The sequence below is a fragment of the Xylophilus sp. PBN-3R genome (assembly GCF_057747805.1).
In genome coordinates this window covers 4,632,877-4,650,859 of the sequence record NZ_CM173225.1, presented here as the reverse complement: position 1 = coordinate 4,650,859, position 17,983 = coordinate 4,632,877, and the positions used below count along the sequence as shown (strand labels likewise).

Genomic DNA, 17,983 nt, shown 5'->3' with positions numbered 1-17,983 from the left:
CGGCCAACGAACAACTTGACAGTGAAAAGAATCCATCCATGAGCAAGACCCTGGTGATCGCGGAAAAACCATCGGTGGCGCAAGACATCGTCCGCGCCCTGACGCCGGTGGCAGGCAAGTTCGAGAAACACGAAGACCACTTCGAAAGCGACGGCTATGTGGTGACCAGCGCGGTCGGCCATCTGGTCGAAATCCAGGCGCCTGAAGAATTCGACGTGAAACGCGGCAAGTGGAGTTTTGCCAACCTGCCGGTCATTCCGCCGCGATTCGACCTGAAGCCGGTCGACAAGACCAAGAGCCGGCTCAACGCCGTCGTCAAGCTGGCCCGCCGCAAGGACGTCAGCGCCTTCATCAACGCCTGCGACGCGGGCCGCGAGGGTGAACTGATTTTCCGCCTGATCGAGCAGTACGCGGCCGGCGCCAAGACCACGCTGGGCAAACCCGTGCGCCGGCTGTGGCTGCAGTCGATGACACCGCAGGCCATCCGCGACGGTTTCGACCACCTGCGCAGCGAGCAGCAGATGCAGGGCCTGGCCGACGCCGCCCGTTCGCGTTCCGAGGCCGACTGGCTGGTGGGCATCAACGGCACCCGTGCCATGACCGCCTTCAACTCGCGCGACGGCGGTTTCTTCCTGACCACCGTCGGCCGGGTGCAGACGCCCACGCTGTCGGTGGTGGTCGAGCGCGAGGAAAAGATCCGCAAGTTCGTCAGCCGCGACTACTGGGAGATCCATGCGCAGTTCGCCGCCCAGGCCGGTGAATACGCCGGCAAGTATTTCGACCCGCAGTGGAAGAAGCCACCCCTCGGGCCGGACGGCGTGGCCGATCCCGAGCAGCGCGCCGACCGGGTGTGGAACGCCCGCGAAGCCGAGGCCATCGCCGACGCAGCCCGCGGCAAACCCGCCACCGTCACCGAAGAAAGCAAACCGACCACGCAGGCATCGCCGCTGCTGTTCGACCTGACCTCGCTGCAGCGCGAGGCCAACGGCCGTTTCGGTTTCTCGGCCAAGACGACGCTGGCGCTGGCCCAGAGCCTGTATGAACGCCACAAGGCGCTGACCTATCCGCGTACCGATTCGCGTGCCCTGCCCGAGGACTACCTGCCGGTGGTCAAGGAGACCATGGGCATGCTGGCCAACAGCGGCATGCGCCACCTGGCACCCTTCGCCAGACAGGCGCTGGACCAGGGCTACGTCAAACCCACCAAACGCATCTTCGACAACGCCAAGGTGTCGGACCACTTCGCCATCATTCCCACGCTGCAGGCGCCCAGCGGCCTGTCGGAAGCCGAACAGAAGCTCTATGACTTCGTGGTGCGGCGTTTCCTGTCGGTGTTCTTCCCGAGCGCCGAATACCAGGTCACCACCCGCATCAGCACGGTCCAGCACGAAGGAAAGCCCTACGCCTTCCGCTCCGACGGCAAGGTGCTGATGAAGCCGGGCTGGCTCGCCATCTACGGCAAGGAAGCTGCCGACGAACTGGCCGAGGACAAGGACAACAAGGACAGCAAGATCCTCACCCGCGTGCAGCCGGGCGAAAAGCCGGTCGCCGAAACCGTGGTGCCCAAGGGCCTGAAGACCCGGCCGCCGGCCCGCTACAGCGAAGCCACGCTGCTGGGTGCGATGGAAGGCGCCGGCAAACTCATCGACGATGAGGAACTGCGCCAGGCCATGCAGGAAAAAGGCCTGGGCACGCCCGCCACCCGCGCGGCCATCATCGAAGGCCTGATCGCCGAGAAATACATGCTGCGCGAAGGCCGCGAGCTGATCCCCACCGCCAAGGCCTTCCAGCTGATGACCTTGCTGCGCGGCCTGGGGGTCGAAGAGCTGTCCAAGGCCGAACTCACCGGCGACTGGGAATACAAGCTCAGCCAGATGGAAAAGGGCGAACTGTCGCGCGACGCCTTCATGGAGCAGATCGCGCAGATGACCCAGCGCATCGTGCAGAAGGCCAAGGAATACGACCGCGACACGGTGCCCGGCGACTACGTCACCCTGGCCGCGCCCTGCCCCAACTGCGGAGGTGTGGTGCGCGAGAACTACCGTCGATACACCTGCGTCGGCATCCCGACCGATTCCGAACCGGCCCGCCTGGGCACGGCGGTGCGCGAGGGCTGCGGTTTCTCGTTCGGCAAGTCGCCGGCCGGCCGCACCTTCGAGGTGGCAGAGGCGGAATCCCTCGTCAAGAATCATCAGATCGGACCGCTGGAAGGTTTCCGCTCCAAGGCCGGCTGGCCCTTCACATCCGAAATCCTGCTGAAGTTCGACGACGAGGTGAAGAACTGGAAACTGGAGTTCGACTTCGGCGACGACAAGAATGCCGAGGAGTCCGGCGAGCTGGTCGACTTCCACGGCCAGGAGGCCATCGGACCTTGCCCCATCTGCCGGGCCGGCGTGTATGAACACGGCGTCAACTACGTCTGCGAAAAAGCTGTTCCGACCGCCGCCCAGCCCACGCCCAGCTGCACCTTCAAGAGCGGCAAGGTGATCCTGCAGCAACCCATCGTGCGCGAGCAGATGCGCCTGCTGCTGGACAGCGGCAAGACCCAGCTGCTGGACAAGTTCATCTCCAACAAGACCCGCCGCGCCTTCAAGGCCTTCCTGGCCTGGGATGCGACCGCCGGCAAGGTGAACTTCGAATTCGAGCCGCGTACCAGCAAGTTCCCGCCACGCAAGAATGCGGCGGGCGCAGCAGTGCCGGCGAAGGCTCCGGCGAAGAAGGTGGCCGCGGCCAAGAAGGTCGCGGCCAAGAAGACCGCGGCACCGAAGGCGCCCCGCAAGACGCCCGCTGCAGGCAGCGCCGGATCGACGCCGAGCGCGGCGCTGGCCGCTGTCATCGGCGCCGAACCGGTTGCGCGCCCGGCCGTCATCAAGAAGCTGTGGGACTACATCAAGGCCCACAACCTGCAGGACGGCGCCAACAAACGCGCCATCAATGCCGACGCCAAGCTGCGTGAAGTGTTCGGCAAGGACCAGGTGACGATGTTCGAACTCGCCGGCATCGTCGGCAAACATCTGAGCTAGGCGCACACGCGGGTCATGACCGCTGAATACCGGAGACAAAACAATGAAGAGACAAACCCTTTTGCGCATGGCCACCACGGCCGCACTGGCGGCGGCCGTCAACCTGACTTCCCAGGCCGCAACCTGGCCCGACCGACCGCTCCGCATGGTCGTGCCCTTTCCGCCCGGCCAGGCGACCGACATCTTCGCCCGCGCCCTGGCCGAGCAACTCGGCAAACGCCTGGGCCAGCCGGTGGTGGTCGACAACAAGGGCGGCGCCGGCAGCAACATCGGCACCGAGATGGTGGCCCGCGCGCCGGCCGACGGGTACACGCTGCTGGTTGCCGGCAGCGCCATGGCGGTCAACCACACGCTCTACAAGAAGCTGCCTTTCAACGTGCCGCGCGACCTGGCCGGCATATCGCTCATCGCCAAGGTGCCGCTGGTGTTCCTGGCGACACCGGCGTCGGGCATCCACTCCATCCCCGACCTGGTGAAACGCGCAAAGGCGCAGCCGGGCGTACTCAATTACGCCAGCGCGGGCGTGGGCGGCACCCAGCATCTGTCGGCAGAGATGTTCAAGGCGGCCACCGGCACCTTCATTACCCACATTCCCTACCGCGGCAGTGGCCCGGCGCAGGCCGATTTCATGGCGGGCCAGGTGCCTCTGATGGTCGACTCGGTCACCGCCGCACTGCCCCTGATCCAGAGCAAACGTGCGGTGCCGCTGGCGGTGACATCCGCCGCCCGGTCGGCGCAGTTGCCCGACGTGCCGGCCATGGCCGAAACCGGAGTGCCTGCGCTGAAGGGTTTCGAGGCAGTGGGCTGGCTGGGGCTGATGGCACCCGCCGCCACGCCGCCCGAGGTCATGGCGCGCCTGCACCAAGAGGTGACCGACATCCTGAAATCCGAGCAGATGAGCCGGTTCATCGGCGAACGCGGGTCGATCGCGTCGCCGACCACCGGTGCCGAGTTCGACCGCTTCATCCAGACCGAGATCGTGAAATGGGGCGACGCGGTCAGGCGCTCCGGCGCGACTGCGGAATGACCCTTCAGGCCGCGTCGCGGTCCTGCGGGGCCGGCACGGTGCCGCGCAGTTCGGTGGCGACCGCCGCGCCAAGGGTTTCCAGGTCGAAGGGCTTGGCCAGCACCGCTTGCCGTCCGATCACTTTTTCGACCTGCGCCATGTCGGCATAACCGGTGGCCAGCAGGATGGGCATGCCCGGATGCATCCGTCGCGCTTCGGCGATCAGCTCGGCACCGTTCATGCCCGGCATCAGGTAGTCGACCAGCATCAGGTCGGGCCGGTACTGGGCCAGCGCCTCCAGGCCGTCGGCGCCGTCGCGGGCCTCGCGCACCGTGTAGCGCAGCAGCCGCAGGCATTCGACGATGCCCTGGCGCACGCTGGCGTCGTCTTCCACCACCAGCACCTCGATGGATGCGCTGCCTTCGGTGCTGTCGACCACCGGTTCGGCAGCAGCGTCGGCGGCCTCGGCGTCGGCCAGCGGGAAACGTAACGACACCGTGGTGCCCTGGCCGGGGCTGCTCACGATCTCTGCGCCGCCGCCCGATTGGCGCGCGAATCCGTAGACCTGGCTCAGACCCAGGCCGGCACCCTGGCCGACCGGCTTGGTGGTGAAGAAAGGGTCGAAGACCTTGGCCAGAAGGTTGGCCGGAATGCCGACGCCGGTGTCCGTGACAGTCAGCCGCACATGCCCGTCCTGCAGGCTGGTGGCGATGGTGAGGGTGCCGCCGTCTTCCATGGCTTCACGCGCGTTGACCGCCAGGTTGAGCATGGCCATTTCGAGCTGGCCGCTGTCGATCACGGCCGGCGTGGCGGCTTCGGACAACTGCAGCGCCAGTTTCACCCGCGAACCGATCGAGACCTCGATCAGGTCGCTCATGTTGGACACCAGCGTGTTCACATCGTTGAGCTTGGGAACCAGGCTCTGGGCGCGGGCGAAGGACAGCAACTGGGCGGTCAGGCGCGATCCGCGTGCCACCGCGTCCTTCGCGCGGCGGGCGTAGTCGCCCAGGCGCGGATCGTTGGCCATGCGCACGATGAACTGCAGGTTCATGTTGACGACGTGCAGCAGGTTGTTGAAGTCGTGCGCCATGCCGCCGGTCAGGCGTCCGATGGCTTCCATCTTCTGCCCCTGCACCACGCTGGCCTGGACCCGTTCACGTTCGGCGATTTCGCGCATCAGCCGGTCGTTGGCGCTGGCCAGGTCGGCGGTGCGCACCTCGATCCGGCCTTCGAGTTCGCCATTGAGCTGGTCGACCAGGTGTTTGGACGACTCGATGGCGGCCAGGTGCCGCCGGGTGGCGTATTGGCGTTTGCGGGCGCGCACCGCGGAACGGGCGGCGCTGGCGAGTGTCTCGGGGTTGACCGGCCTTTCCAGCAGCACGATGTTGCCGAGTTCCTGCAGCGATGCCACCGCCTGCGCCGAACGCCGTCCGGTCTGGCGGTTGGCCATCACCACGAAGGGAAAGTCGGACCAGGCCGGCTGCGCGGCCAGGAACCGCCCCAGCGCAGCGTCGAAACCGTCGCTCAGCACCTCTTCGGTGACGATGGCGGCGGCCGCTTCGGAAGCCAGTTCGGCGAGCAGGCAGTCGGTGTCGGGGCATACCAGGCATTCCATGCCCTGGGCCTCCAGCACCTGCTGGATCACCTCGGCGTCACGGCCGCGGGGAGCATGGATCAGGACCCGGTTTTCCATGGAAGGGTCACGATCCCGAAACAGGCTGACGCGGCACGGCCAGCGTGCTGTCGCCCAGCAGAGACATGCTGCCGGTGTAGCGCGGAATCCCATTGAGCACGCCCTGGAAATCGGTGAGAGCCTCACCGATCTCGACTCCCTGGGGGCCGAGGCGGAATTCACGGATGGTCGAGTCGTGGGCCGCCGTACGGCTCTTGATGGCGGAAATGGCCTTGCGCAGGCTGCCTCGTGCCTCGAAATACCGGAACTGCAGCAGCCCATCGCTGAGGTAGCTCAGGTCCACGTCCGAACGGATGTCGCCCACCACGCCGTGCTGCGAAAGAATCAGCAGCGTGATCACACCCCGCAAGTTGAGGTAGGCCAGCAGTTCGTGCATCTGCAGCAGCAGGAACTTGCCGCCGGGCATGGCCTGCAGGTAGGCGTTGATGCTGTCGATGACAACGACACGCGCATCGTCGTTCTCGACTGCCGCCCGGACCGCATGGGCGAACTGGCCGGGAGAAAGCTCGGCCGGATCGAGGGCGCGGATGAGCAACTGGCCCGACGCGATGAAGGGGTCGACGTCCAGGCCCAGTGCCTTGCAACGCATGCGCAACGTGCCCATGCCCTCGTCGAACAGGTAATAGGCCACCTTGTGGCCCCGTTGCATGGCGTGCATGGCGCAGCTGATGGCGGTGGTCGTCTTGCCGGTGCCGGCGGGACCCGTCAGCAGCATATTGCTGCCCGGTACCAGGCCTCCACCCAGGAGTTCGTCCAGGAGCACCGTCCCGGTGGAGACGAAATTTTCGTCGAATGCCCGGCCATGTTCGCTGGCGACCAGTCGCGGAAACACCTGCAGGCCGCCACGTGCCAGGTTGAAGTCGTGTTCGCCTTCGCGGAACTTCACCCCGCGCAGCTTGACGACCCGCAGGCGGCGCTTGTCGGGGCCGTAGTCGTTGGGATTCTGTTCGAGATTGATCACGCCGTGCGCAATGCTGTGAAGCTGCACATCGCCCAGTGCGCCCGACTTGTCGTCCAGCATCAGCACCGTGCAGCCGCGGTTGGCGAAGAAACGCTTCAGGGCCAGGATCTGCCGCCGATAGCGCAGCGGACTCTGGGCCAGCAGGCGCATTTCGGACAGGCTGTCGAAGACCACCCGGCCGGGCTGCAGCCGCTGCACCATGTCGATCACGTCGCGGGTGGTTTCGCCCAGCTCGAATTCGGAAGGGTGCAGGATGCTCTGCTCGGCCTCTTCGCTCAACCCCTCTTCGCCCACCAGGTCATAAACGTCGATGCCGTCGAGGTTCCAGCCGTGCGAGGCGGCCACGAGGTGCAGTTCCGCACTGGTTTCCGACAGGGTGATGTACAGGCCGCGCTCGCCCGCTTCGCGGCCCTGCAGCAGGAACTGCAGGCCGAGCGTGGTCTTGCCGGAACCAGGCGTGCCCTCGACCAGGTAAAGGTGGTGGGGTGGAAAGCCGCCGACCAGGATGTTGTCGAGGCCGGTGATGCCGGTGGATGCGAGCATTTCGTTGGACACGGTGTTTAGGGTGCTTCAAAGGCACGCAGGAATGACGTGACGTCCGAACTTTGCCCGTCCGGCTCCGTCCTGCGGGCCGTCCATGCCCGTCATGCAGGGACGGACCACCGCTCACCGGCCTGTCGGATAGACGCCCGGTCAGGCCAGTCAGGCCGTCAGTCGTTCCAGCGCTTCGCGGTACTTGGCAGCGGTCTTCTCGATCACGTCCTGCGGCAGGCGCGGTGCGGGGGGCGTCTTGTCCCAGGGCTTGCCGTGCACCCGGGCGGCTTCGAGCCAGTCGCGCACGAACTGCTTGTCGTAGCTCGGCGGATTGGTGCCGGCGGCGAAGGCGGCGTCGTAGCCTTCCCGGGGCCAGTAGCGCGACGAATCGGGCGTCAGCACTTCGTCCATCAGCACCAGCCGGCCGTCCTTGTCGAGACCGAACTCGAACTTGGTGTCGGCGATGATCATGCCCTTCTCGGCGGCGATGGCGGCAGCGGCCTTGTACAGCGCGATGCTGGTGTCGCGGATCTGGGCAGCCAGCGCTTCGCCCACCACGGCCACCACCTGCTGGTAGTCGATGTTCTCGTCGTGCTCGCCCACCGCCGCCTTGGCGGCCGGCGTGAAGATGGGTTCGGGCAGCTTGCTCGCGTTGCGCAGGCCGGCCGGCAGGGGCACACCGCACACGGCCTGGTTCTGCTGGTATTCCTGCCAGCCGCTGCCGGCCAGATAACCGCGCACCACGGCTTCGACCGGCACCGGCTTCAGGCGCTGGACCAGCATCGAGCGGTTGCGCACCTGCGGGATTTCGGCGGCGCTGACCACGCTTTCCGGTGCTTCGCCGGTCAGGTGGTTGGGGCAGATGTGGCCGAGCTTGTCGAACCAGAAGAGCGCCATCTGCGTCAGCAGCGCACCCTTGCCGGGAATCGGCTCGCCGAGGATCACGTCGAAGGCGGAGATGCGGTCGCTGGCGACCATCAGGATGCGGTCGTCGCCGACTGCGTAGTTGTCGCGCACCTTGCCGCGGGCAAGCAGCGGAAGCGACGTGAGGGCGGAGGTGTGGAGTGCGTCGGCAGTCATTACGGAAGAAACCTGAATGAAAAAAGCCCGCTGCGAAGTGGCAACGGGCCGTCGATTATCGCGGCGACTGCGACAACCCGGGGCGCATCAGACGATGACCGGGTCCAGCACGCCCTGGGCGTATTTGCCGGCCACCACCTGCAGCGAGTCGCCCTTGATCTTGGCGCCCTGGCCTTCGCAGCCGAACTCGATGTAGCGTTGCTTGCACACCTGCTTGGCGGCTTCGCGGGCTGGCTTGAGCCATTCGCGCGCATCGAACTTCTCAGGATTCTCGAACATGAACTTGCGCACCGCGCCGGTCATGGCCAGGCGGATGTCGGTATCGATGTTGATCTTGCGGACGCCGAACTTGATGGCTTCCTGGATCTCCTCGACCGGCACGCCATACGTTTCCTTGATCTGGCCGCCGTACTGGCGAATGATCGCCAGCAGTTCTTGCGGCACCGAAGAGGAACCGTGCATCACCAGGTGTGTGTTGGGGATGCGGGCGTGGATTTCCTTGATGCGGTCGATGGCCAGAATGTCGCCGGTGGGCTTGCGGGTGAACTTGAACGGGCCGTGGCTGGTGCCGATGGCGATGGCCAGCGCGTCGATGCGGGTGCGCTTGGCGAAGTCGGCGGCCTGTTCCGGGTTGGTCAGCAGTTGCTCGCGGGTCATGACGGCGTCGGTGCCGTGGCCGTCTTCCTTGTCGCCCTTCATGGTTTCGAGCGAACCCAGGCAGCCCAGTTCGCCTTCGACGGTGACGCCGACGCGGTGCGCCATGTCGACGACCTTCTTGGTCACTTCGACGTTGTATTCATAGCTGGCGATGGTCTTGCCGTCGGCTTCGAGCGAGCCGTCCATCATCACCGACGAGAAACCCAGGTCGATGGCGCCCTGGCAGACGCCGGGGTTCTGGCCGTGGTCCTGGTGCATCACCAGAGGAATGTCGGGATAGCTTTCGACGGCGGCCTGGATCAGGTGCTTGATGAAACCTTCGCCGGCATATTTGCGGGCGCCGGCGCTGGCCTGCAGGATCACGGGGGCGCCGGTTTCCTTGGCTGCTTCCATGACTGCCTGGACTTGTTCCAGGTTGTTGACGTTGAAGGCCGGGATGCCGTAGCCGTTAGCGGCTGCGTGATCCAGCAGTTCGCGCATCGAGACGAGAGCCATGGGTGGATTCCGAATGAAGGTGTGAAGAAAAATGCGTGGGATACAGCCGATGTAATCGACTGGTAACTCGCAATTTTAGCCAACACCAGCACGCTGGCGTTCACTACTTTTATCTTGGCGTTACAGGCTCCAGGCCCAGAAAGCGCAACACGTCGCGGCGAACCGGTGCCAGCCAGCGCAGCGGCGTGCCCATGCTGCCGACGAGCGTGGCGTGGCTGACCCTTGGATAACGCCGCAAACATACTTCCACGCCTGCCTGCTGCAGCCGGCTCGCCATGGCGGCGCTGTTGCGGTCCGGGTTGACGGTTTCGTCCTTGTCTGCCACCAGCAGCAGTGCCGGCGGCGACTTGGGCGTGACGTGCGCCAGGGGCTGGGAATCTGCCGGAGTGGCGGGCCAGTTGAAGGCCGCCTGCGTCATGGGTTCGCCGATGGGAAGGAAGTCGTACGGACCGGCAAGCCCGATCCACGACGACACCTGCGACTGCGGCACGCCCACTGCGCCGAGCCAGCGCGGGTCGAGCGCCAGCATCGCCGCGTTGTAGCCGCCGGCGCTATGGCCCATCAGCACCAGACGCTGCGGGTCTGCGCCATACATCCCGGCATGGTCCAGCGCCCATTTCACGGCCCGGGCGGAGTCCTCCAGGAAGGTCGGATATCGCACCGCCGGGCTGAGCCGGTAATCGGGAATGGCGACGACCGCGCCCGCGCTGGCCAGGGCCTCGCCGACGAAACGGTAGTCGCCGCGCTCGCCGTTCGTCCAGTTGCCACCATAGAAAAAAACCACCAGCGGTGGTTTGGCAGCGCCCGGGCCCGGATCCTGAATGGGCCGGTACACATCGACGCGCTGGCGGGCGTCGTCGCCGTACGGCAGGTCGGCATCGAGCCGGTAATCGTGGTCTGGCACCAACGCGTCCAGCGTCTGCACGGCAGAGCATCCCGACAGAAAAGCTGCGGCGCCGGCGAGGAGCCCACGCCGCGGCAACGAGGTGATACAGGCGGCGGATAACGAAGGGGGGCGGGAAGGCGGGCAGGTCATGTGGCGTGTACGCAATAAGTTCGTTGCTGGATGCGGTTGTCACCCAACTTGCGAGTAACGAACGGATCGTGGCCGGCAATACATCGCCTGACGGTAGGAAATACACCAAAATTATTTAAGACATGTTCTTACAAGCAATCATATTTATTACCAAAAATGCAAGTGCTCGCAAACCTGTTTAATTTGAATAATCACTTCAGAATTTGTGCAAACACCCGATTGCCGCCACCGCCCACCGGATGACGGTCCATGCATTTCAATATGGAGGTATTTAATGAAAAAGCTGCTGGTCCCTTTTGTACTGGCCCTGGCCGGTGCGCCCCTGATAACCCAGGCCGCCACACTCGATATCACGACGTTCACGCTGGCGACGGGTATCAATTCGCCCAGCGTGATCACCCCGACACTGGCCACGCTGCTCGGCAGCTCTTCCATCAGTGCACAGGTGAACAGCCTGGCTTCGTTCGAATGGAAATTCACCGCGGGCGATATCTATGCGCCGATCATCAATGATTATTCATATCTCACGACCTCGGTCGGTACGCTCCAGCTTTCGGATATTCAGACGGTCGGCAGTTTCGGCAGCTCCGGCTGGATGCATTATATTTTTGCGACGCCCTACAGCGGCAGCATTACCGTCGGCGTTCAAAATGCGTTCGACGATGAAACCGCATCCGAATTGCAGCTTCGAAACTTCACGACCACACCGCAGGTCCCAGAACCCGAAAGCTACGCCATGCTGCTGACCGGAATCGGCATGATCGGAGCCATCGCAAGACGCCGGGGGCAACGTCTCGCAACGATTTGACACAAAGGGAAAACCCTTGAGCGGCTCCTCACCGGCTGCCGCAGTGCAACATGGCGGGTTATCGGCATCAATCCCAAAGGACCCGGCCCATGCCCTTGCGCAAGCCCCTGCGTAGTCTCTTCCTGTTGACCACCGCCGCTGCGGCTGCCTGCGCCGCGCACGCCCAGGTGACCCTGAAACCCGACGGCAAGTGGCGCTACCTGCTGACCGCGGGTGCCAACGCGACGGCCGGCAACAGCGACACCACACAGTTCAATGCCACCGGGGAAGCCGCCCGAGTATCGGATCACGACAAACTCACTTTTCGCGGCCAGGGCAACTACGGCAAGGTCAACGGCGTCACCGCCACCCAGCGTTACCTGCTGGGCACCCAGTACAACCGGGACATCTCCCGGCACAGCTTCTATTTCGGGTCGGGCGACTTCTTGCGCGACCGGCCGTCCAACATCGCCCACCGCTATTCGTTGGCCGGCGGCGTGGGCCGCCACATGATCCGAAGCGACGACCTGACCTTCGATATTTCGGCCGGCGTGGGCTACACGCAGGACAGTTATGTGACGCCCGTCAGCGTGCTGGGTCAGACCCGCGGCGAATACGGCCGTACCGAACTGGTCCTGGCCGAGGAATCCAGCCACCAGTTGACCAGCACCACCAAGCTGCGCCAGAAGTTCACTGCCTATCCGAACCTCACCGACACCGGCGCCTACCGCGCCTTGCTCGACGCCGGCATTTCGGTGGCCATGACCAACACGCTGAGCCTGACGGCCGGCATCAACTACCGCTACGACAGCGATCCCGGCGTGGGCCTGAAAAAAGGCGACGCGTCGTTCGTCACCGGCGTCTCGCTGCGCTTCGACTGATCAGCGCTCCACGATGCGGCGGGCGATGGCCGGAGGGCTGCCGCCGACATGGAATGCCAGCTTGCGGTCGCGCAGCGCGACATCCGAAGCCGTGACCCGGTCGAAACGACGCAGATGTTCGGTCCATGACTCATCGGTCACCTGCTCGTAATACATGCGCGGGTCGACCACGTCTCGCTGCAGATGCCATTCCAGCGCGCCCTGGCGCAGGCGGCTGCGGCGGCTTTCCTGCATCACCTCGCGGAATTCGGCGGCCCGCTCCGGATCGATGATGTATTCGATGGTCACCTGGATGCGGCCCGCCTCCGGGGCGATTTCCACCACCGGCACCTTGAAGGCGCGCGACGGGGTCAGGTCTTCGATCAGGCTGCGGTCGGGCAGGAAACGTTGCACACCCAGCATCACGAGCACACCGCTGACACCGGCGATCGTCAGCCCGATGTGCAGGCTGGCGACACTGGCCACCTGGCCCCACAGCGCTGCACCGACCGCCGTGGCACCCATGATGGCCATCTGGCAGATGGCCATGCCGCGGGCGCGCACCCAGTCGGGCAGGGCGAACTGGGCCGAGGTGGTAAGCGAATTGGCCGCGCACAGCCAGGCTCCGCCGCCGACCATCATGCAGGGCACTGCCAGGTAGATATTGGGTGCGAAGGCCACGCCGATGGTGGCCAGCGAGGTCAGCACCGTACCGCCCAGCACGATCTCGTCGCGCCCCAGCTTGCGGCGCAGCCGGGGCTGAATCACCAGGATGCCGAAGATGGCGCCGATGCCCATCGACGCCAGCAGCGCGGTGAAGGTGCCGGCATCGCCGCCCGGCAGGGCGCGCGCCACCAGCGGCAGCATGGCCAGCAGCGCGGTCGAATGCAGGAAGAAACAGGCCACCCGGATCAGCACCGCCCGCATGCGTGGCGACTGCACCACGAACTGCAGGCCGACGCGGATCGCGCTGCCCAGGCGTTCACGGCCGAGCGGACTGATGATGTGTTCACGTTTCCAGCGGGTGATGACCACCGCCGCGGCCGCCGACAGCACGGCGTTGAGCACGAACACCCAGTGCGTGCCCGCGCCCGCGATCAGCGTGCCGGCCACCAGCGGGCCGATGATTCTCGACGCGTTCATGGCCACGCCGTTGAGCCCCATGGCCGCCGGCAGCTGGGCGCGCGGCACCAGTTCGGGAACGATGGCCGAAAAAACCGGCCAGCGCATCGCCAGGCCGACACCGTTCAGGAAAGTCAGGCCCAGCAGCAGGCCCGGCCCGATCACGTCGGAAAGCACCGCGACGCACAGAAGTGCCGCCACCGCCGAAACCCAGATCTGGGTGACGATGAAATAACGCCGGCGGTCCAGGATGTCGGCAAACGCTCCGCTCGGCAGCCCGAGCAGGAACACCGGCAGGGTGGAAGCCGACTGCACCAGCGCCACCATCACCGGAGACGTGGTCAGCGAAGTCATCAGCCAGGCGGCCGCGACGTCGTTCATCCACATGCAGGTGTTGGCCACCATCCAGGTGATCCACAACATGCGGAAAACCGGCGAACGCAGGGGCGCGAGCGGCGACAGCGTTTCGGTCACAGGCGGGGCGGAAATACCGGCCGGCGCAGCGTCCGCACCGATATTGGGGTTCTGAGGCATCGTGACATTGTCCACGGACACGCGTTCTCGGTTAACGCACTGTCACAACAGTGTTGAAAGGCGAGCGACAGCTTCGAATCGCTCTGCTATCCTACCTTTGCATACATTTAGTCTGCCGAAGTTACAACTTGCGCACCTGATGGTCAAAACCGTGGAACCTGCTGTCGTCGAATACTTTGCCGAGCTTCAATGCTCGCGGCAATGGAAAGGTTTTCTGCGCGCCCTTGCTGAAGAGTTTTCGCAGCAGTTGTCCGAGGTCGATCTGCAGGCGTTGATGCGTCGGCTCGGTGCGCGTCTGGCCCGGGCCAACCCGCTGCCCGCCTGCCAGACGCTCGACGAGCTGCAGCTGGCGATGGGCCGCGTATGGGTTTCGCAGGACTGGGGCTGGGTGGCGTTGGCGGAGACCCATGGCAGCCTGCGGATTTCACATTTCTGCGCACCGCTTTTCACTGCACTCGGCCCGTCGGCGACCGCCTGGGCGCCTGCCTTCCTCGAAGGCGTCTACCAGGCGTGGTTCGAGCAATCCCACGCCGCCGGACTGCTGGTGCGCCATGTGACCGGCCCGGATGCGGCCGGTTCGATCGAATTACGCCTGGAGGCTGCATGACCGGTGCCGTCCTGCAGTTCCTGGAGATATCCCGATGAGTTCTGACGATATTGCCAACCTGTTCCGGCAGTTCGGCGGCACTGCCGACAACTACAAGGAACTGGGGCGCGAAAACGTGGTCCGCCAGTCGCGCGAACGCTGGCCGCTGCTGGCGACCGTGCGCGCCGAGGATGCAGCCAGGCGGATCGAATCGGTGCGTATGGGTGAAGCACACCGGCACGATGGCCCGGCTCCGCTGGTGTTCGACGAGGCCGCCGCCGCGCGCGCCGCGGTAGAGGCCCGCACACAGGTCACCGCACCGGAACCGGCTTCCCGTCCCCTCGTCGAGCCCGAGCTGCGGCCGGAGACTTTCGTGGAAGTGGTCGCAGGCGCACCCGCATCCGCATCCGTGGCTTCACCGGCAGCGGCTCCCATCCCCGTACGCGCCCCGGCATTCGTGTCCCAGGCCGCTGCCCCGGTGCCGGCGCCCGCCGGAACCGAACTCCAGGGCCTGTTCTCGCGCCTCGCCCGCCAGCCGGAGCCGGCTGCTCCGGTGGCCGACCCCGAAGTGTCCCTGCTCAGAAGACTGCTCAAGCCGTGAAGATTCTGGCGATCGCGTCGGCCAAGGGAGGCGTCGGCAAGACCACTGTCACCGCTAACCTGGCGGCGGCGTTATCGCTCGCCGGCCATCCGGTGCTGGTGGCCGATCTGGATCCCCAAAACGCGCTGCGCCTGCATTTCAGCCTGCCGGCCGGCGAAATCGGCGGGCTTTCGCGCGCCACCCTCGCCGGTACGCCCTGGCGTGCCAGTTGCGAGCGCAGCGACCGCGGTGTCGCGGTGCTGCCCTACGGCGTGATCAACGAGGACGACCGGCTGCTGTTCGAAAACCACCTGGCCGCCCACCCCGACTGGCTCGCCGAGCATCTGGCCAGCCTGGGCATGGTGCAGCGTGCCGTCGTGCTCATCGACACGCCGCCCGGCCCGTCCATCTACCTGCGCCAGGCACTCGCCGCCGCCGACATGGCGCTGCTGGTCACCTTGCCGGACGCAGCTTCGTATTCGGCGCTGCCGATGATGGAAAACCTCATCGCCAGCCATACCGGCGACCGGGACGGTTTCGCCGGCCACCTGCATCTCATCAACCAGAGCGACGCCACGCGGCGCCTGACGGCCGACGTGGCGCAGGTGATGCGGGGCCAGTTCGGTGAACGTTTTGTCGGCAGCGTGCACCGCGACCAGGCGGTCGCCGAAGCCCTGGCCTATGACCAGAACATCTTTGAATACGCACGCGACAGCCAGGCCGCGGCAGACCTGATGGAAATCGCCCAGACCGTGCTGGCACGGCTCGAAGCAGGAGCACTCGCAGAATGACAAGTCAGGACAATTTCCAGGTACCCCAGCGCAGCCTGCGACAGCGGCTGCGCACCAACATGATCCAGCTCGTCGACCTGGACCTCTGGCGCCATCCGATCGCCCGCATCGTGGCCATGATCGTGGGCATCGGGCTGTTCGTGGTGGTGTTCACCGTGCCGCTGGACTTCTGGGGCCAGGTCATCTTCGCGGCGATCAGCTTCTTCGTCGCGCTGATGCTGCGCCGGGTGCCGGGCCGGCTGCCGACGCTGACCATGATCGTGTTCTCGCTCACCGCGTCGATGCGCTACATCTACTGGCGCATCACCGAGACCACCGGCTTCGAAGGGTTTGTCGACACCTTCTTCGGCACCGGCCTGGTTCTGGCCGAGCTCTACGCGCTCACCGTGCTGCTGCTGGGTTATTTCCAGACTGCCTGGCCACTGGAACGCAAGCCGCTGCCGATGCCGGCCGACACCGACGTCTGGCCGACCGTCGACATCCTGATCCCGACCTACAACGAGCCCCTCGAAGTGGTGCGCCAGACGGTCTACACCGCCATGGGCATGGACTGGCCGGGCGACAAACTCAAGGTGTTCGTGCTGGACGACGGCCGCCGCGAGGAATTCCGCCTGTTCTGCGAAGAAGTCGGCGTGGGCTACATCACCCGCGACAACAACCGCCACGCCAAGGCCGGCAACATCAACGCCGCGCTCGAGATCACCAACGGCGAACTGGTCGGCATCTTCGACTGCGACCACGTGCCCACCCGCTCGTTCCTGCAGGTCTGCATGGGCTGGTTCCTGAAGGACAAGAACCTCGCGATGCTGCAGACGCCGCATTTCTTCTTCTCGCCCGATCCTTTCGAGAAGAACCTGCAGACCTTCCGCGCCATTCCCAACGAAGGCGAGCTGTTCTACGGCCTGGTGCAGGACGGCAACGACCTGTGGAACGCCACCTTCTTCTGCGGCTCCTGCGCGCTGATCCGCCGCGAACCGCTGATGGCCATCGGCGGCATGGCCACCGAAACGGTGACCGAGGACGCCCACACCGCGCTCAAGATGAACCGGCTGGGCTGGAACACCGCCTACCTGGCGATTCCGCAAGCCGCCGGCCTGGCCACCGAATCGCTGGCCGGCCACGTCGGACAGCGCATCCGCTGGGCGCGCGGCATGGCGCAGATCTGCCGCATCGACAACCCGCTGCTGGGCCCCGGCCTGAAGCTGGGCCAGCGCCTGTGCTATCTCAACGCGATGCTGCACTTCTTCTACGGCGCACCGCGGCTGATCTTCATGACCGCGCCGCTGGCCTACCTGTTCTTCAGTGCCCAGGTGTTCCAGGCCAGCGCGCTGATGATCGCGGCCTTCGCGCTGCCTCACCTGCTGCATGCCGGCATCACCAACTCGCGCATGCAGGGACGGTTCCGCCATTCGTTCTGGAACGAGGTCTACGAATCGGTGCTGGCCTGGTACATCCTGCGGCCCACCGTCACCGCATTCATCAACCCGCGCCTGGGCAAGTTCAATGTGACGTCCAAGGGCGGCGTGGTGGACCATTCGTATTTCGACTGGAACATCGCCAGGCCCTACGTGATCCTGGTGCTGGCCAGCCTGATCGGCATCGTGGTCGGCACCTGGCGGGTGGTTTCCGGCGAATTCCAGGCCGAGCAATACACCACCCTGGCGATCAACCTGATCTGGACGATCTACAACATCGTCATGCTCAGCGCCGCTATCGCGGTGGCGTCCGAAAGTCGCCAGGTGCGCAAGACGCCGCGTGTGATCGCCTCGCTGCGCGCGTCGGTCGCACTGCCCGACGGCCGTGTCATCGCCTGCCGCACCGAAGACTTCTCGCAGACCGGCGTGGGCCTTGCGCTCAACTCCGATATCAACGTGCCGCTGGGCGAAAAAATCTACATCTCGATCTACCGCGACCAGGACGAAGCATCGTTCCCGGCCGAGGTGGTGTTCCGCCGCGGCAACAAGCTCGGCGTGCACTTCGAGGAACTCACGACCATCCAGCAGGTGGCGCTGGCGCAGATGACCTTTGCGCGCGCCGACCTCTGGGCCCAGAACTGGGGACGCGGCGAACGCGACACCCCGCTCAAGGCTTTCGGTGGCGTCATGCGGATCGGTTTCCGCGGTTTTGGAATCTTTTTTATCAACGCCTGGCGCATGGTGCGAGTCACGAAGACCGCAGCGCCCGCAGGCTCAACTTTGAAGACGGGGGATTGATGGGTCCGACAACAGCAACAACGCC

General features: G+C 65.3%; 14 protein-coding genes. 8 read left to right on the top strand and 6 right to left on the bottom strand.

Annotated elements, in window-relative coordinates; genetic code table 11:
- Window positions 1–38 precede the first annotated feature (38 nt).
- Together AC3ANW_RS22000 and AC3ANW_RS21995 are read left to right on the top strand one after the other, a co-directional pair.
- Window positions 39–3,023, top strand: coding sequence for a DNA topoisomerase III (locus tag AC3ANW_RS22000; protein WP_488342951.1), 2,985 nt, complete (start codon window positions 39–41; stop codon window positions 3,021–3,023).
- Window positions 3,024–3,066: 43 nt separating this feature from the next.
- Entirely contained in the window at window positions 3,067–4,050 is a 984-nt protein-coding gene (locus tag AC3ANW_RS21995; protein ID WP_488342950.1) for a tripartite tricarboxylate transporter substrate binding protein, read from the top strand.
- Window positions 4,051–4,054: 4 nt separating this feature from the next.
- Here the strand turns inward: AC3ANW_RS21995 and AC3ANW_RS21990 are convergent, their stop codons facing one another.
- The 5 genes from AC3ANW_RS21990 to AC3ANW_RS21970 form a co-directional block, all read right to left on the bottom strand.
- Window positions 4,055–5,722, bottom strand: coding sequence for a response regulator (locus tag AC3ANW_RS21990; RefSeq protein ID WP_488342949.1), 1,668 nt, complete (start codon window positions 5,720–5,722; stop codon window positions 4,055–4,057).
- A 7-nt stretch (window positions 5,723–5,729) separates the two neighbouring features.
- Window positions 5,730–7,226, bottom strand: a complete 1,497-nt coding sequence (locus AC3ANW_RS21985) for an ATPase domain-containing protein (protein WP_488342948.1) — start codon at window positions 7,224–7,226, stop codon at window positions 5,730–5,732.
- Window positions 7,227–7,385: 159 nt separating this feature from the next.
- Complete coding sequence (locus AC3ANW_RS21980) at window positions 7,386–8,297, bottom strand: phosphoribosylaminoimidazolesuccinocarboxamide synthase (RefSeq protein ID WP_488342947.1); 912 nt, start codon at window positions 8,295–8,297, stop codon at window positions 7,386–7,388.
- Between the two features lie 87 nt (window positions 8,298–8,384).
- A complete protein-coding gene (gene fba, locus AC3ANW_RS21975) occupies window positions 8,385–9,449 on the bottom strand; it encodes a class II fructose-bisphosphate aldolase (RefSeq protein WP_488342946.1) in 1,065 nt (354 codons plus the stop codon).
- Window positions 9,450–9,558: 109 nt separating this feature from the next.
- Complete coding sequence (locus tag AC3ANW_RS21970; protein ID WP_488342945.1) at window positions 9,559–10,374, bottom strand: alpha/beta hydrolase; 816 nt, start codon at window positions 10,372–10,374, stop codon at window positions 9,559–9,561.
- 385 nt (window positions 10,375–10,759) lie between these two features.
- Between AC3ANW_RS21970 and AC3ANW_RS21965 the strand changes: the two genes are divergently transcribed.
- A complete protein-coding gene (locus tag AC3ANW_RS21965) occupies window positions 10,760–11,293 on the top strand; it encodes a PEP-CTERM sorting domain-containing protein (RefSeq protein ID WP_488342944.1) in 534 nt (177 codons plus the stop codon).
- 89 nt (window positions 11,294–11,382) lie between these two features.
- A complete protein-coding gene (locus AC3ANW_RS21960) occupies window positions 11,383–12,153 on the top strand; it encodes a DUF481 domain-containing protein (protein ID WP_488342943.1) in 771 nt (256 codons plus the stop codon).
- On the opposite strand, the gene AC3ANW_RS21955 is transcribed toward AC3ANW_RS21960, so the two are convergent.
- Window positions 12,154–13,788: an MFS transporter gene (locus tag AC3ANW_RS21955; RefSeq protein ID WP_488342942.1), complete on the bottom strand. Its 1,635-nt coding sequence runs from the start codon at window positions 13,786–13,788 to the stop codon at window positions 12,154–12,156.
- Between the two features lie 151 nt (window positions 13,789–13,939).
- Here AC3ANW_RS21955 and bcsD point away from each other — a divergent pair, with 151 nt between their 5' ends.
- From bcsD to bcsA, 4 genes are read left to right on the top strand one after another with little or no spacing between them, the layout of a single operon-like run.
- The gene (bcsD, locus tag AC3ANW_RS21950) at window positions 13,940–14,395 is read left to right on the top strand and encodes a cellulose biosynthesis protein BcsD (RefSeq protein WP_488342941.1); all 456 of its coding nucleotides are present in this window, start codon (window positions 13,940–13,942) and stop codon (window positions 14,393–14,395) included.
- Between the two features lie 34 nt (window positions 14,396–14,429).
- Complete coding sequence (gene bcsP, locus AC3ANW_RS21945) at window positions 14,430–14,975, top strand: cellulose biosynthesis protein BcsP (protein ID WP_488342940.1); 546 nt, start codon at window positions 14,430–14,432, stop codon at window positions 14,973–14,975.
- Window positions 14,972–15,745 carry a cellulose biosynthesis protein BcsQ gene (bcsQ, locus tag AC3ANW_RS21940; RefSeq protein ID WP_488342939.1) on the top strand — a complete coding sequence of 258 codons (774 nt, stop codon included), beginning with the start codon at window positions 14,972–14,974 and terminating at the stop codon, window positions 15,743–15,745. The genes bcsP and bcsQ overlap by 4 nt, the downstream gene beginning before the upstream one ends.
- Window positions 15,742–17,958, top strand: a complete 2,217-nt coding sequence (bcsA, locus tag AC3ANW_RS21935; protein ID WP_488342938.1) for a UDP-forming cellulose synthase catalytic subunit — start codon at window positions 15,742–15,744, stop codon at window positions 17,956–17,958. The genes bcsQ and bcsA overlap by 4 nt, the downstream gene beginning before the upstream one ends.
- Window positions 17,959–17,983: the final 25 nt, after the last annotated feature.